This is a genomic window from Pseudomonas sp. AK181 (assembly GCF_051122975.1).
GTDB lineage: Bacteria > Pseudomonadota > Gammaproteobacteria > Pseudomonadales > Pseudomonadaceae > Aquipseudomonas > Aquipseudomonas lactis.
This window is the reverse complement of sequence record NZ_CP146348.1, coordinates 5540726-5555332: the sequence shown is the minus strand read 5'-3', so window position 1 is coordinate 5555332 and position 14607 is coordinate 5540726. Positions and strand designations below refer to the sequence as shown.

Sequence of the window (14607 nt, the reverse complement as noted above, 5' to 3'; positions counted from 1 at the left end):
CATTATAGGGGGCATGCCCATTGGTTCCTAGCGCTGTGCATCGGGTGCCATGCTATAGTTCGCGCCCTCTTTTATATCCCCATGTGTTGTTCGCCCACCATGACCAAACGTGAAGCTCCAATCTATAAGGTGATTTTCCTTAACCAGGGCCAGGTGTTCGAAATGTACGCCAAGCAGATCTATCAAAGTGATCTGTGGGGCTTCCTGGAGGTGGAAGAGTTCGTCTTTGGCGAGCGCACCCAATTGGTGGTCGATCCGGGCGAAGAAAAGCTCAAGGCCCAGTTCGAAGGCGTGGTGCGCAGCTTTGTGCCGATGCATTCGATTGTGCGCATCGATGAAGTCGAGCGCCTGGGGACGCCGAAGATCAGTGAGGCTCGGGGCGTGAGCAATGTGATGCCGTTTCCGATGCCGATGCCTGAGAAGTAGGGCTTTAGACCGAGTGGTGCCTATCGCAGGCAAGCCAGCTCCCACATTCGACCGCGTTTCCATGTTGAAATGCAGTCAACTGTGGGAGCTGGCTTGCCTGCGATAGCGATGTAAGGTCTACCAAGAATCAGGGAAGGGGTGAAAACGGCGAACGCCCATCAGCACTCTGCAGTTCTTGCAGATAGTTGCGGAAAATCTGCCCCAGCACCTGGGTCGCCACTTCCAGTTCATCGCGCTGCATGTGCTCGGCAACTTCGTCGGCGGTGTCCAGTGCGTCTTCGGCGCCGTTGACCGCGGCCATTTTCAGCACGATGTACGCCTGGACGTTGTTGGCCGGCACGCCTTCGCCTTTGAAGAACATGTTGCCCAACTGGTACTGCGCCTGGGCGTGGCCCTGCAACGAGGCTTTCTCGAAGTAGCTCAACGCTTTGTTGAGATCAACGGCCGGGTTCTTGCTGTCGTGGTAGTACTCGCCCAACTCGTATTGCGCCTGCGCATCCCCGTCCTCGGCCTGTTTCTGGCACGCGCTCAGGGCTTCGGCCTGGCTGTCTGGCTGGGTATTGAGGGTGCAACGACCCATCGCTGGGATTAACAACGAGTTGCCGCCGGCCTGGGCATGTGCCAGTAGCGGTTGAAGGAGCAACAGGCAGCCCAGAACCAGGGTGCGGCCGGTGCGTTTCATGGGAATCGACTTACCTCTGACGGGGCGCGGGACCCTCGAGGGAGTCCAATAAGCGCGCATTATGAAATAAGCAGGCCTCTGCTTACAAAGTCTTTACTCGTTTTTCTGCTGCTTGGGCAAGTTATCTGCCGGATTGCAGGGCAATTCTCGAAAAAACCAGGAATTGTCTGTAAGCAAAGTAGCAAATCTGACGCTGCCAGGGGCAACGTCAGAGGTTGCCGTCACTTATTTCAGGGCCGCGAAGGCGCGCTCGGCAGCATCCAGGGTCAATTTCAGTTCGGCTTCGCCATGGGCGATCGAAGTGAAGCCAGCTTCAAAGGCGCTCGGTGCCAGGTACACGCCGCCTTCGAGCATCAGGTGGAAGAAGCGCTTGAACAGCTCGGCATCGCTGCCCATCACGTCATCGAAGGTGACGATATCGTCGGCGCCGCTGAAGTACAGGCCGAACATGCCACCGGCCTGGGTGGTCACGAACGGGATGCCGGCGGCGTCGGCGCGCTGTTGCAGGCCGTCGAGCATGCGCGTGGTGTAGTCGGTCAGCTCGGCGTGGAAGCCCGGGCGGCTGATCAGGCGCAGGGTGGTCAGGCCGGCGGCCATTGCCAGCGGGTTACCCGACAAGGTGCCTGCCTGGTAGACCGGGCCGAGCGGGGCGATGTGTTGCATGATTTCGCGCTTGCCGCCGAAGCAGCCAACCGGCATGCCGCCGCCGATGATCTTGCCGAAGGTGCTCAGGTCAGGCGTGACGCCGTAGTGAGCCTGGGCGCCACCGAGGGCGACCCGGAAACCGGTCATCACTTCGTCAAAAATCAGCACCACGCCATGCTTGTCGCACTGCTCGCGCAGGCCCTCAAGGAAACCCGGGGCCGGTGGCACGCAGTTCATGTTGCCGGCGACCGGCTCGACGATGATGCACGCCACGTCCTGGCCGACTTCGCTGAGCATCTGCTCGACGGCGGCGATGTCGTTGAACGGCAGGGTCAGTGTGTGCTTGGCGAACGCCGCAGGTACGCCAGCGGAATTGGGTACGCCTTGGGTCAGCGCGCCGGAGCCGGCTTTTACCAGCAGGCTGTCGGAGTGGCCGTGGTAGCAGCCTTCGAACTTGATGATGTTGTCGCGGCCGGTAAAACCACGGGCCAGGCGGATCGCGCTCATGGTGGCTTCGGTGCCGGAGCTGACCATGCGCACCATCTCCATCGACGGCACGATCGAGCAGACCAGGTCGGCCATCTCGGTTTCCATCGCGGTCGGGGCGCCGTAGGACAAGCCGTGCTGCAGTTGCTGGCGCACCGCGTCGAGCACGTCCGGATGGCTGTGGCCGAGGATCATCGGGCCCCAGGAGCCGACGTAGTCGACATAGCGCTTGTCGTCTTCATCGGTGACGTAGGCGCCTTCGGCATGCTTGAAGAACAACGGCGTGCCGCCCACGCTTTTGAACGCACGCACGGGGGAGTTCACACCGCCGGGGATGTGTTTCTGGGCGTTGGCAAACAGGGTTTCGGAACGGGACATGATCGGGGTCTCTAAACTGAAGGTTTAAGAAGGTCGTTGAACGCACGGGCGCGGCGGGTGACTTCCTGGGTGCTGTCGGCACCGAACAGGCCATGGACCACGGCGAGCAGGTCGGCCCCGTGGGCCACCAGCGGCTCGGCGTTTTCCAGGGTGACGCCGCCGATCACGCAGATCGGCAGGTGCAGGCGCTTGCGGGCCTGGGCCAGCATGTCAACGGTGGCGGCGGGTGCGCCGGGTTTGGTCGTGGAATTGAAGAAGCGGCCGAAGGCGACATAGCTGGCACCCTCTTTGGCGGCCTGTTCGGCCAGTTCGATCTGGCTGTGGCAGGTGGCACCAATGATCGCCTTAGAACCGAGCAGCGCACGGGCCGGGGTCAGCGGGCCGTCGGTCTGGCCCAGGTGCACGCCGACGCCCAGGCGCGCGGCCAGTTCGGCATCGTCGTTGATGATCAATTGAGTCTTGTAGCGCGAGCACAGCTCATGCAGCTTTTCGGCTTCACGCAGGCGGCGTGCCTCGTCGCTGCTTTTGTCGCGGTACTGCAACAGGGTGACGCCACCGTCCAGCGCCGCCTCGACGTAGGCGAGGAATTTGCCGGCCAACAGCTGGCTGTCGGTAATGGCGTAAAGGCCGCGTAGTTTCATCGGGCAAACCCCTTGCTGACGAGCGATAAGTTACGAGCAGAAATCCAGCGGCAATCGGCGCGGCACGAACTGGCCCTGGCCGAGTTGTTCGGCATCTCGCAGGGTACGCCACGTGTAGTTGAGGGCCGTTTGTACGGCACTGGCCAAACCTTCGCCCTGGGCAATGCGCCCGGCCAGCGCACTGGCCAAGGTGCAACCCGAGCCGTGATAACTGCCGGGCAAGCGTTGGCAGGTAAAGGTCTGGCGCGTGCCGTCGCGGCTGTACAGGCGGTTGTGCACTTCGTGCTCATCGCCATGGCCACCGGTGATCAGCAGGTGCTTGATGTACGGCAGCAGCCTCTCGGCGCAGTCGTCGGCGCTGCCGTCGGGCAGTTCCGCGAGGATCCGCGCTTCGGGCAGGTTGGGGGTGGCGATCAATGACAAGGGCAGCAGCCGCTCGCGCATCGCATAACCGACCTCGTCCTTGCCCAGGCTACCGCCGCCGCCGGCGCGCAGCACCGGGTCGCAGACCACCGGCAAATGCGGGTGTGCCTGCAGCAGTTCGATCACGGTGTCGACCATCGCGGTGGAGCCGAGCATGCCCAGCTTGACCGCCGCAACTTCAGAGTCGCCGAGCACGGCATTGGCCTGGGCCAGTACCCACTCACGGTCAAGCACGCGGAAGTCACTGACATTGACGGTGTTTTGCACGGTCAACGCGGTGACGGCCGGGGCCGCGTGGCAGCCCTGGGCGAGCAGGGCTTCGATATCTGCCTGCAGGCCGGCGCCACCACTGGGGTCGTGGCCGGAGAGACAGAGGACAACGGGGCGAGAGCAGTAGATATTCATGGTGCGCGAGCTTACCACCAAACGCTTTTTGCGTGGCTGTATGGCGATGGCAGAAGTTTGCCGCTGCGGCGCGACTTGCCGTGGCTGCGCGCTGCACTGAAATGAGCTGAAAGTATTGCCCTAGAGCTGTCCTAAAAAAAGTTCCAGCGGTGGCTAATGGCTTTTACTGGCTATGCTAAAGTGCATCCAAACAACTTACTGTATCGCCGGTGTACGTCTTCTCAAAAGGAATGGGGGGCTTTTGACACAACCGGACCAGGCTACGCTGGGGCTCTATGCGCTATTTGCTGATTTTTTTATTGTGCGGGCTGCCGATGCTCGCCAGCGCCGTCGAGTTCAACCAGAACACGCGAAGCCTCCCGTTGGGCCGGGTCATGCAAGTGCTCGAAGACCCAACCGATGCTCTGACCATCGCCGATGTCAGCTCCCCCGCCTATGCCGCACAGTTCAAGACCCATGACAAAGACACCCTCAATGCCGGCTATTCACGCTCGGTGTTCTGGCTGAAGGTCAACCTGCACTACACCGCCACAGATCCCCGCGCACCACGCAGCTGGTTTCTGGAACTGGCCTACCCGCCGCTCAATCGCCTGGACCTTTACCAGGACGACGGCACCGGGAATTACCGCCTCACCGCCCGAACCGGCAGCGCGTTGCCGTTTTCCAGCCGAGAGGTGAGCCAGAGCAACTACCTGTTCAAGCTCAGCTTCTTGCCCGACCAGCAACAAACCGTCTACCTGCGCTTGCAAAGCCAAGGCTCGATCCAGGCACCGCTGACATTATGGGCCGGCACCGCCTACATGGAGGAGCAGCCGCTGCGCTTGTACGTGCTCGGCGCCATCTACGGTGTGTTGCTGGGCATGCTGATCTACAACCTGTTCATCTACCTGAGCGTGCGCGACACCAGCTACCTGTATTACATCCTCTATATCGCCTCGTTCGGCTTGTATCAGCTGTCGGTCAATGGTGTGGCGGTGGAATACTTCTGGCCGAACAACCCGTGGTGGGCGAATGCCGCGGTGCCCTTCCTGATCGGCTCGGCGGCCTTGTTCGGCAGCCTGTTTGCGCGCAGCTTCCTGCACACCGCGCAGCACAGCCGCTGGCTCAACCGTATTCTGCTGGCGCTGGCGGCCTGTGGTGGGGTGGTGATGGCGCTGGCGCTGTTGACCAGTTACGCCGTGGCCCTGCGCCTGGCCACTGCGCTGGCGCTGGTGTTTACCGTGACCATCTTCGTGGCGGCCATCAAGGCCTGGTATTGCGGTCAGCGCATGGCGCGTTATTTCATCATCGCCTGGTCGGCCTTTCTGCTCGGCGGGGTGGTCAATACCCTGATGGTGCTGGGTTACCTGCCTAACGTGTTCCTGACCATGTACGCCAGCCAGCTCGGCTCGGCCATTGAAGTGGCGCTGTTGTCCCTGGCCCTGGCCGACCGCATCAACGGCATGCGCGAACAACAGGCACAGATTCTGCTCGATGCCAGCCAGAAACTCGAAGCGCTCAACCAGCAACTGGCCCGCAGCAACCGGCTCAAAGACGAATTTCTCGCCACCCTGACCCACGAACTGCGCACGCCGATGAACGGTGTGATCGGCTCGTTGGAGCTGATGCAAACCGTGTCATTGGACGATGACATGACGCAGTACCAGCAAACCGCCGCGGGCTCGGCGCGGGACATGATGCGTATGGTCAACGGGATCCTCACCCTCACCGAATTGCAGGCCGGTCGCCTGGTGGCCCAGCCGCAAGTGTTCAGCCTGCGCGGCACGCTCGATACCTTGCGCCAGCAGTTCACCGGCAGCGCCCAGAGCAAGGGCCTGGCGTTTTCCATTGATGTGGCCGATGAGGTGCCGGATCGGCTGATCGGCGATGCCGACAAACTGCTCCAGTGCCTGGATTGCCTGCTCGATAACGCCTTCAAATTCACCCACGTCGGCGCGGTGCGCTTGCGGGTGGTGGGCGTGCCACAAGGGGATGGCGCCTTGCACCTGAGCTTTATCGTCACCGACACCGGTATCGGCTTTGCCTTTCTCGATGAAGCCACGCTGTATCAGCGTTTCTTCCAGCTCGATGGCTCGATGACGCGCGAATACGGCGGCCTGGGCATTGGCCTGGCGATCTGCCGGCAGTTGATCGAACTGCTGGGCGGGCGTCTGACCCACCATTCGGAACCCCGTAAAGGTAGCCGCTTCCAGTTGGAGGTGGACGTCTCGGTGCCGCAGCAGGTGACGCCCGCCACGCAAACGCTGCCTGCACAGCGTGCGCCTCAGGAATGCACGGTGCTGCTGGTGGACGACAACAGCGTGGGCCAACTGGCGGTGCGTGGCATGTTGCTCAAGCTGGGTTACCGGGTCAAAACCGTGGACAGCGGCCCGGCAGCCCTCGCTGCATTGCAAGGGCACAGCTTCGACGCGGTGCTGCTGGATGTGCCAGAGGGTGGTTTCTCGTTGTGCTGTCAGATTCGCGCGTTACCTGGCTGCGGTGAATTGCCGGTGATCGCCCTGAGCGCTTCGCCCACTGGGCCGGAGCGTGAGCGCTGCCATGGCATTGGCATGACGGATCGGCTGGCCAAGCCGGTGCGTTTCGATGCCTTGCAGGCGGCGCTTGAGCGCAGCGTGCTGTGCGCGGATGAGGGTGAAAGCGCCGAACATTCGGCGCGTATGCCACTTTTTTAAGCGCAGTGGCAGTGCTTAACTGAAAAAACCGGCCTCAATCGATCTGTGTTTTTTTGTAGGAGCGAGCTTGCTCGCGAAGAACCTCAACGCTAACGCGCCTCTCCTGGGTTAGCGCGTTGCTCTCAGGTTTTTCGCGAGCAAGCTCGCTCCTACAGGCAGCCTGAAATCGATACGGCCTTTTTTCCAGGAGGCCCGTCATGAACCTGCATCAGTTTGCCGAAACCCACGACGTCACCAACCAGCCACCGTCCCTGGACGGCACCAACCTGTATCGCATCGACGTGCCTTTGCAGGAATGGTCGCGCCGCTTTGGCGCCGGCTGGGCCGAGTCGCGCATGGATGCCTACGGCGCGCTGGCGGGTGGGCCGTTGATGGCAGCCGGGTTCCTGGCCAACCAGAACAAGCCGGTGTTCAGCAGCCATGACCGTTATGGCCATCGCATCGACCTGGTGGAGTTTCACCCGGCTTATCACGAACTGATGCGCACCGCCGTCGAACATGGCCTGCCGTCGTTGCCGTGGGCCCATCCGCAGGCTGGCGCCCATGTGGCGCGTGCGGCGATGACCTACCTGCACAGCCAGGCCGAAGCCGGCAGCGGTTGCCCGCTGACCATGACCTTCGCCTGCGTCCCAGCCCTGCGCCTGCAACCGGAACTGGCGGACCTCTGGCTGCCGAAAATCCTCAATACCGAGTACGACCCGCGCAATGTCGGTATCGCCCACAAGGCCGGCGCCACTATCGGCATGGCCATGACCGAGAAGCAGGGCGGCACCGACGTGCGCGCCAACACCACCCGCGCTTACCCCGTGGGCGCGGGCGGCTCCGGCCAAGCCTACGAGCTGGTGGGGCATAAGTGGTTCTGCTCGGCGCCGATGTGCGATGGCTTTCTGACCCTGGCCCAGACCGACAAGGGCCTGACCTGTTTCCTGCTGCCCCGGCACCGCCCGGATGACACGCGCAACGAGTTCTACATCCAGCGCTTGAAGAACAAACTCGGCAACTGCTCCAACGCCTCCAGCGAAGTGGAATTTCGCGGCGCCCTGGCGTGGATGGTCGGTGAAGAAGGCCGCGGTGTTCCCACCATCATCGAAATGGTCGCCATGACCCGCTTCGATTGCATGGTCGGCTCCAGCGCCTTGATGCGCCAGGCGCTGAGCCAGGCCAGCCATCACTGCGCCCACCGCCAGGTGGGTGGTCGCGTGCTCAGCGAGCAGCCGCTGATGCAGAACGTGCTGGCCGACCTGGCCCTGGAAAGCGAAGCGGCGCTGGCCTTGAGCCTGCGCATGGGGCGCGCCCTGGATCATCTTGATGATGAACATGAAGCCAAGTTCGCCCGGCTGGTCACGGCCGTGGGCAAATATTGGATCTGCAAGCGCGCGCCCGCGATGATCAATGAAGCTGCCGAGTGCATGGGCGGTGCCGGGTATGTGGAGGACAGCATCCTGCCGCGCCTTTACCGTGAGGCACCGGTGAATTCGACGTGGGAAGGTTCCGGCAATGTGCAGTGCCTGGACGTATTGCGTGCACTGTCCAAAGAGCCCGGTGTGCTTGAGGTGCTGTTTGTCGAACTGGGCGATGGCCACGGCCACAAGCAGTTGGCGCGGCATATCGAGCAGTTGAAGGCGGCGTTCATGGACACCCAGGACATCCAGTATCGGGCGCGACAACTGACCGAGGACATCGCCCTGGCGTTGCAGGCCAAGTTGTTGCTGGAGGCGGGTAATGCGGCGGTGAGCGATGGGTTTATCGCCAGCCGGTTGGGTGAGGCGTCGGGGAGGGTATACGGCACCTTGCCGCGTGGCGTCGACGTGGAAGCGATTGTCGCCCGCTCAACCCCGCAATCCCTCTGAATAAACACAATCAACTGTGGGAGCTGGCTTGCCTGCGATAGCGGTGGTCCAGCCAGCAATTATGTAGCTGATCGACCGCTATCGCAGGCAAGCCAGCTCCCACCTATCAACGCATTCCACTTCCGGTGTTTCGGTGAGGCCTGGATACAGGCAAGATAAAGGTCTGCAAGTCAGAACACAGGATGCTTACCGTGACCGAAGCTTTTGTTGTCGTTAAAACCGCCGAAGAAGCCGTGGACCGGCTGGCGGCGCTGCATGAGCGTGCCACTGGCGCGCTCAACCAGGCGCTCAAGCAATACCTCAAGGACCGCGTCGAGCCCGACGCCGCGCAGCGCGCATTGTTTCGCTACCCGGAACTGCGCCTGACCTACCACTGCCACGGTGAAGTCCCACAAACCACTCGGGCGTATGCCAAGGTGCAACTGCCGGGTACCTACAGCGTCACCGTGACCCACCCGGCCGCGTTCCGTAAGTACCTGCTGGAGCAACTGGTGCCGCTGATGCACGACTTCACCGTGACGGTGGAAGTGGGCGTCAGCCAGCAGAACATCCCGTACCCCTATGTGGTGGAGCAGGGCGATGAACTGGCCGGCTCCGGCGTCACCGCCGCGACCCTGGCCCGCGTCTTCCCCAGTACCGACCTGTCCGCCGCCACCGATGGCATTGCCGATGGCCTGTACGACTGGGAAAACACCGACCCACTGCCCCTGGCCCTGTTCGATGCCGCCCGCGTGGACTTTTCCCTGCGTCGCCTGGTGCATTACACCGGCAGCGACTGGCGCCATGTGCAGCCGTGGATCCTGCTGACCAACTACCACCGCTACGTGGACCAGTTCATCCTGCATGGCCTGGAGCAACTGCGCAGTGACCCGCGATTTATCCGCATGGTATTGCCCGGCAACGTGGTGATCGACAAGAGCATGGACCACGGCGAAGCCTCGGCCATTGCCGCCGGCGTGGTGTGGCACCGCTACCAGATGCCGGCGTATCACCTGCAGGCCACTGACGGCCACGGCGTGACCCTGGTGAACATCGGCGTGGGCCCGTCCAACGCCAAGAACATCACCGACCACCTGGCCGTATTACGCCCGCATTGCTGGCTGATGATCGGCCACTGCGGCGGCCTGCGCCAATCCCAGACCATCGGCGACTACGTACTGGCCCACGCCTATATGCGCCGCGACGGGATTCTCGACCGCGTGGTACCGCCGAACATCCCGATTCCGGCCCTGGCCGAGGTGCAGTTGGCGCTTCAGCAGGCGGCGGCCAAGGTCACTGGCGAAAAAGGCGAAGAGCTGAAAAAACGCCTGCGCACCGGCACCGTGCTGACCTACGACGACCGTAACTGGGAGCTGCGCTGGGCCCAGGAACGCCCGCTGATCAACCTGTCCCGCGCCGTCGCCGTGGACATGGAAAGCGGCACCATCGCCGCCCAGGGGTACCGTTTGCGCGTGCCTTACGGCACCTTGTTGTGCGTATCGGACAAACCCTTGCACAGCGAGATCAAGCTGCCGGGTTCGGCCAACGCGTTCTATGAGCGTGCTGTCAGCCAGCACTTGAAGATCGGCATCGAGGCGGTCGACCTGTTGCGCACCGAACTCAACTCGTTGCACTCGCGTAAACTGCGCAGCTTCGACGAGCCGCCGTTCCGCTAAGCGGTTGGGATGGTCATTTAGCGGTCAGGCCACTAGCATTGTCGGTCCTGACCGTTAGATGTTCCTTTGCCATGTCCCGTCCCACTCGTCCCGATTCACGTCGCCCTGGCGTGAAACCTCCGTACTCTGCCGCTCGCCGCGTTGCCAAGGCGCCACCGGCCGAGCCGAAGCTGATCCTGTTCAATAAACCTTTCGACGTGCTGACCCAGTTCAGTGACGAAGGCGGGCGTGCGACGCTCAAGGATTTTATTGATATCCCCGGCATTTACCCGGCAGGGCGCCTGGACCGTGACAGCGAGGGCCTGCTGCTGTTGACCAACGATGGTCAGCTACAAGCGCGGATTGCCGACCCCAAGCACAAGCTGGCGAAAACCTACTGGGTGCAGGTAGAAGGCGAGCCGACCGAAGAACAGCTGCAACGCCTGCGTGACGGCGTGGAGCTCAACGACGGCATGACCTTGCCGGCCGAAGCGCGGCAACTGGATGAACCGGCATTATGGCCGCGCAATCCGCCGGTACGTTTTCGTAAAAGCGTGCCCACCCACTGGCTGGAACTGGTGATTCGCGAAGGGCGTAACCGCCAGGTACGGCGCATGACCGCGGCGGTGGGCTTGCCGACACTGCGCCTGGTGCGCGTGCGTATTGGTGAGTGGTCGATCGACGGCCTGGATCAAGGCCAGTGGAAGGCGGTGCCGGCGCGCTTATAACGCCCCGGATTCGATCAGGCCGATCACCACGCTCTTGATGATGAACGCGGCCACGCCCAGGCCCAGCACGAAAAACAGGATGAATGAACCAAAGCGCCCGGCCTTGGATTTCTTCGCCAGGTCCCAGACGATAAAGCCCATGAAAATGATCAGGATGCTGACCAGGCCAGTCATCATCCATTCTTCAAACAGGGCGGGATCGATGTTGTTCATGGGGCTCTTCCGACAAGACAAGCGAGCAGTATACGGCAGCATCCTAGACGCAACATTGACCTGAGTCCTGCACGGTCAAACTGTGGGGGGCTTGGTGCCATTGTAGGAGCGAGCTTGCTCGCGAAAAACGTTAACGATAACGCGTGCCTCCTGAATGAACGCAGCGTCTGTGAGTTTTTCGCGAGCAAGCTCGCTCCTACAGTTGAACATCGTTGTTCTCAGGTGCGCAGGTGGGTCAGGGGCAGTTCGGTGCTGTTGAGCACCTGATTGAGCACAAAGCTGGAACGCACGCTGGTCACGCCTTCAATACGGGTCAGGTGGCCCAGCAGCAGTTTCTGATAATGGTCCATGTCTGGCACCACCACCTTCAACTGATAGTCCGCATCCATGCCGGTCACCAAACTGCACTCCAGCACTTGCGGCAGGGTGCGGATGGCGGCTTCGAAATTCTCGAAGCGCTCTGGCGTGTGTCGGTCCATGCCGATCAATACATAAGCGGTAAGGCTCAGGCCGAGCATCTTGCGGTCGAGCAGGGCGACCTGGCGGGCGATGTAGCCGTCGTCTTCCAACTGCTTGACCCGGCGTGAGCAGGGCGAAGGCGACAGGCCGATGCGTTCGGCCAGCTCCTGGTTGGAGATCCTCGCGTCGCGCTGCAATTCCGCCAGAATACTCAGGTCGTATCGGTCAAGCTTGCTCATTGGGTTGGCCTTTGTCGTAACTATTGCGGTGAATTATCCATGAAGGGTTAAAAATTGCGCAAGCACTGTTTATTGACGCAATCTTCGCAATCCTCTGCCCGCCCGGCACGCCTATGATTACCAACAGAATCACCGCCTGGACAACAGTCCACAGCAACGCGCCCAATCAGGCCCGTTGCGGCCGCCGCCCCAGCAGGGTTGAGCCGGCCTCCAGGCTGCACACTGTCCACAAGACGGCGTGAGGTGAGCCAACGTCAAAAGCGTTGAGCCAGGACGAAATTCTCAAGGGGTGGCCGACGGGTCACCCCTTTTTCTTTGTGCGCGTTTTGCCTTCAGAAAATAGTTCTCGTGACTGATAACCTGTCTCAGAACCGGGCGAGGCTTTTCCAGTCTCATGATCAAGCCCAAATCCGCAGTGAGGAAAAGCATGAAGCGCATCTGGCGTATGGCAGGTGTTGGTTTGCTGGTGGTCAGCGTCGGCTCCCAGGCGATGGCCGACGAACGCGATAACTCACCGGGCCCGGGGCATGGGCCGCAGGGGCAGCATGAGCGGGGCCCCGAAGGTGGGCCGCGGCCTGAGCATAACCTGCCGATCCAGGGCCGGCCCGATACCGTGCGCCAGACCCAGGAGCCGCGCCAGGGTTATTACCGTGATATTCCCAGACGTCCCGATGACAACCGGCATTGGGAGGCCGGTGGCCCTGGGCCGCGTGCGGGCAATGACCATCCCAACGATAACCGCTGGCCAGGTCGCCCCGACGGTCATGGCAATGGCTGGGGCCCAGGCCCGCAGCATCGCCCCGGTTATGTCATCGACCGCTTCCCCGAACGTAATTACCGCGTGCCGTACCGTGGCCAGGATTACTTCTACTCGGGAGGCTACTGGTACCGGCCCCAAGGCCCTCGCTACGTAGTGGTGACGCCGCCCTATGGCATTCGCGTGCATTACCTGCCGGACTACGCCCGTGAAGTGTGGGTAGGCGGCTCGCTGTTGTTCCTCGCCGCAGGCGCCTATTACGCCTACGAGCAAAGCACCCAGCAATACGTGGTGGTACAACCGCCGGCGCAGGTGCCATCACCCCCGCCGGCGCCTCAAGGCAACGGTTATGACGTGGTGGCTTACCCGGCCAACGGCCAATCGCCCGCCCAGGTCCAGCAGGACGGCTACGACTGTTATCGCTGGGCGGTGCAGCAAAGTGGCTTCGACCCGCGCACCGTGACTTACGCCCCAGACCCTGCGGTGGTGCAAACCTACCGTCAGGCCCAGGGCAATTGCCTGGGCAGTCGCGGGTATCAGGTGCAGTACTAGGCCTTGTTGCCGGTGACCACTTCCCGTGGGTCGGCGTGCACCAGCACTTCGGCTTTCGGGTATTCCCGGTGAATGGCATCGGCGGCCTGGTCGCTGATGCCGTGGGCCACCGACAGGGTCAATTCACCCGGCAATTCCAGATGTAATTGCACAAACCAGTGATTACCGGAAACCCGCGTGCGCAAGTCGTGGGCACCCAGCACGCCGGGCACGCCACGGGCCAGTTCCAGCATGTGCTGGCTGACGTCCGGCGGTAACTCTTCATCCATCAGCACCGCAAAGCTTTCCCGGGCGATCTGGATCGCGCTCCACAGAATGTAGGCGGCGATTCCCAGGCCGAACCAGGCGTCGACCTGATGAAAGCCCACCCCAGCCAACACCAGCGCAATCAGGATGCTGCCATTGAGCAGCAAGTCTGAACGGTAGTGCAGCGAGTCGGCACGCACCGCGTTGGAGCCGGTTTCGCGCACCACGCGGTGTTGCAGCATCAGCAGGGCCACGGTCAGCGCCAGGGACAAAATAATTACGCCGATACTCAACCACGGTGCCCCGACCGGCTCCGGATGCTTGAGCCGTTCATAGGCCTGGAGCGCAATCAGCACCGCACTGCCGGCGATAAACAAGGCCTGCGCCATCCCCGCCAGCGACTCCGCCTTGCCATGCCCATAGCGGTGATCGTCATCGGCTGGGCGCAGTGCGTAATGCACTGCCAGCAAATTTAGCAGCGACGTCACGCCGTCGAGCAGTGAGTCGGTCAACCCGGCGAGCATGCTCACCGAGCCGCTGAGCCACCAGGCGATGGCCTTGGTCACAATCAGCACACAGGCCACGCCCACCGAGGCGCGGGTGGCCAGGCGCAAGAGCCTGGCGTGTTCGGGGCTGCTGGTCATGGGCAGTCCTTAAGCGGCAGGTTGCAGGCCCAGGGCCGCCAGTTGCTGCACGCTGCCCTTGAACTGGATCAGGCGTGGGTCGTCCAGCGGCAAGGTGCGGCCGGTTTCTTTCTGGATGATGCTTTGCAGCTTGGCGTTATCGACCGTGCCGTCGGCGCCGATGGCTTCGTGGAGTTTCTCGGGGGCGACCTGGGCGGTCTTGCCCGGTTCGAAGTAAATGGCGCCTGTGGCGAAGTCGACACCGAAGGCGATCAGGCCGGGGATCACATAGAACAGCAGGCCGAGGGCATCGAGTACCGCGATGGTCGGGTCGATCTTGCCGTCGATCTGGCCACGGCGGTCGGGGTAGAAAATCGACCCACAGGCGGTGAGTTGGCTCAGCAGGGTAACGGCGAGGACACCGCCGATGACACGGGAAGCGATACGCATGAAAAAGTCTCCTGAACATATTTAAGGGTGACTATAAGCCAGATCGGCCAGACGCCGATGAACCAATGTGGGAGCTGGCTTGCCTGCGAAGGCGTCGG

14 protein-coding genes are annotated in these 14607 nt (G+C 62.0%); 6 read left to right on the top strand and 8 right to left on the bottom strand.

What is annotated here, in order from left to right; genetic code table 11:
* Nucleotides 1-99 precede the first annotated feature (99 nt).
* A complete protein-coding gene (locus tag V8689_RS25370) occupies nucleotides 100-426 on the top strand; it encodes a DUF1820 family protein (protein WP_003236992.1) in 327 nt (108 codons plus the stop codon).
* 127 nt (nucleotides 427-553) lie between these two features.
* On the opposite strand, the gene V8689_RS25365 is transcribed toward V8689_RS25370, so the two are convergent.
* From V8689_RS25365 to V8689_RS25350, 4 genes are all read right to left on the bottom strand, one after another.
* Nucleotides 554-1108, bottom strand: a complete 555-nt coding sequence (locus V8689_RS25365) for a tetratricopeptide repeat protein (RefSeq protein WP_003194434.1) — start codon at nucleotides 1106-1108, stop codon at nucleotides 554-556.
* Between the two features lie 225 nt (nucleotides 1109-1333).
* Complete coding sequence (hemL, locus tag V8689_RS25360) at nucleotides 1334-2617, bottom strand: glutamate-1-semialdehyde 2,1-aminomutase (protein ID WP_056791955.1); 1284 nt, start codon at nucleotides 2615-2617, stop codon at nucleotides 1334-1336.
* A gap of 11 nt (nucleotides 2618-2628) precedes the next feature.
* Nucleotides 2629-3258: a thiamine phosphate synthase gene (gene thiE, locus V8689_RS25355; RefSeq protein ID WP_056791957.1), complete on the bottom strand. Its 630-nt coding sequence runs from the start codon at nucleotides 3256-3258 to the stop codon at nucleotides 2629-2631.
* Between the two features lie 30 nt (nucleotides 3259-3288).
* Entirely contained in the window at nucleotides 3289-4086 is a 798-nt protein-coding gene (locus tag V8689_RS25350; RefSeq protein ID WP_056791959.1) for a hydroxymethylpyrimidine/phosphomethylpyrimidine kinase, read from the bottom strand.
* A gap of 275 nt (nucleotides 4087-4361) precedes the next feature.
* Here V8689_RS25350 and V8689_RS25345 point away from each other — a divergent pair, with 275 nt between their 5' ends.
* The 4 genes from V8689_RS25345 to V8689_RS25330 all read left to right on the top strand — a co-directional run bounded on the left by V8689_RS25345 (nucleotide 4362) and on the right by V8689_RS25330 (nucleotide 10970).
* Nucleotides 4362-6758, top strand: coding sequence for a hybrid sensor histidine kinase/response regulator (locus tag V8689_RS25345; protein ID WP_056791961.1), 2397 nt, complete (start codon nucleotides 4362-4364; stop codon nucleotides 6756-6758).
* 197 nt (nucleotides 6759-6955) lie between these two features.
* Nucleotides 6956-8608, top strand: a complete 1653-nt coding sequence (locus V8689_RS25340) for an acyl-CoA dehydrogenase family protein (protein ID WP_056791962.1) — start codon at nucleotides 6956-6958, stop codon at nucleotides 8606-8608.
* 182 nt (nucleotides 8609-8790) lie between these two features.
* Nucleotides 8791-10263, top strand: a complete 1473-nt coding sequence (gene amn / locus V8689_RS25335; RefSeq protein ID WP_153475217.1) for an AMP nucleosidase — start codon at nucleotides 8791-8793, stop codon at nucleotides 10261-10263.
* Between the two features lie 71 nt (nucleotides 10264-10334).
* Entirely contained in the window at nucleotides 10335-10970 is a 636-nt protein-coding gene (locus tag V8689_RS25330) for a pseudouridine synthase (protein ID WP_056791964.1), read from the top strand.
* On the opposite strand, the gene V8689_RS25325 is transcribed toward V8689_RS25330, so the two are convergent.
* Both V8689_RS25325 and V8689_RS25320 read right to left on the bottom strand, forming a co-directional pair.
* Nucleotides 10965-11174, bottom strand: a complete 210-nt coding sequence (locus V8689_RS25325) for a DUF2788 domain-containing protein (protein WP_016773053.1) — start codon at nucleotides 11172-11174, stop codon at nucleotides 10965-10967. The two genes, V8689_RS25330 and V8689_RS25325, sit on opposite strands and share 6 nt — an antisense overlap.
* A 227-nt stretch (nucleotides 11175-11401) precedes the next feature.
* Nucleotides 11402-11881 carry an Lrp/AsnC family transcriptional regulator gene (locus V8689_RS25320; protein ID WP_003194418.1) on the bottom strand — a complete coding sequence of 160 codons (480 nt, stop codon included), beginning with the start codon at nucleotides 11879-11881 and terminating at the stop codon, nucleotides 11402-11404.
* Between the two features lie 427 nt (nucleotides 11882-12308).
* Between V8689_RS25320 and V8689_RS25315 the strand changes: the two genes are divergently transcribed.
* Complete coding sequence (locus V8689_RS25315) at nucleotides 12309-13190, top strand: DUF6515 family protein (protein ID WP_056791966.1); 882 nt, start codon at nucleotides 12309-12311, stop codon at nucleotides 13188-13190.
* Here V8689_RS25315 and V8689_RS25310 read toward each other — a convergent pair.
* Nucleotides 13187-14080 (bottom strand): cation diffusion facilitator family transporter, encoded by an 894-nt coding sequence (locus V8689_RS25310; protein WP_056791968.1) that lies wholly within the window; start codon nucleotides 14078-14080, stop codon nucleotides 13187-13189. The two genes, V8689_RS25315 and V8689_RS25310, sit on opposite strands and share 4 nt — an antisense overlap.
* A 9-nt stretch (nucleotides 14081-14089) precedes the next feature.
* Entirely contained in the window at nucleotides 14090-14509 is a 420-nt protein-coding gene (locus tag V8689_RS25305) for a hypothetical protein (RefSeq protein WP_003194410.1), read from the bottom strand.
* Nucleotides 14510-14607 lie beyond the last annotated feature (98 nt).

Coding starts and splice junctions, on each gene's coding strand:
- V8689_RS25310 (WP_056791968.1), bottom strand. CDS start 14,080: ATGACCAGCAGCCCCGAACACGCCAGGCTCTTGCGCCTGGCCACCCGC.
- V8689_RS25305 (WP_003194410.1), bottom strand. CDS start 14,509: ATGCGTATCGCTTCCCGTGTCATCGGCGGTGTCCTCGCCGTTACCCTG.
- V8689_RS25320 (WP_003194418.1), bottom strand. CDS start 11,881: ATGAGCAAGCTTGACCGATACGACCTGAGTATTCTGGCGGAATTGCAG.
- V8689_RS25340 (WP_056791962.1), top strand. CDS start 6,956: ATGAACCTGCATCAGTTTGCCGAAACCCACGACGTCACCAACCAGCCA.
- V8689_RS25315 (WP_056791966.1), top strand. CDS start 12,309: ATGAAGCGCATCTGGCGTATGGCAGGTGTTGGTTTGCTGGTGGTCAGC.
- hemL (WP_056791955.1), bottom strand. CDS start 2,617: ATGTCCCGTTCCGAAACCCTGTTTGCCAACGCCCAGAAACACATCCCC.
- amn (WP_153475217.1), top strand. CDS start 8,791: ATGCTTACCGTGACCGAAGCTTTTGTTGTCGTTAAAACCGCCGAAGAA.
- V8689_RS25330 (WP_056791964.1), top strand. CDS start 10,335: ATGTCCCGTCCCACTCGTCCCGATTCACGTCGCCCTGGCGTGAAACCT.
- V8689_RS25350 (WP_056791959.1), bottom strand. CDS start 4,086: ATGAATATCTACTGCTCTCGCCCCGTTGTCCTCTGTCTCTCCGGCCAC.
- V8689_RS25345 (WP_056791961.1), top strand. CDS start 4,362: ATGCGCTATTTGCTGATTTTTTTATTGTGCGGGCTGCCGATGCTCGCC.
- V8689_RS25365 (WP_003194434.1), bottom strand. CDS start 1,108: ATGAAACGCACCGGCCGCACCCTGGTTCTGGGCTGCCTGTTGCTCCTT.
- thiE (WP_056791957.1), bottom strand. CDS start 3,258: ATGAAACTACGCGGCCTTTACGCCATTACCGACAGCCAGCTGTTGGCC.
- V8689_RS25370 (WP_003236992.1), top strand. CDS start 100: ATGACCAAACGTGAAGCTCCAATCTATAAGGTGATTTTCCTTAACCAG.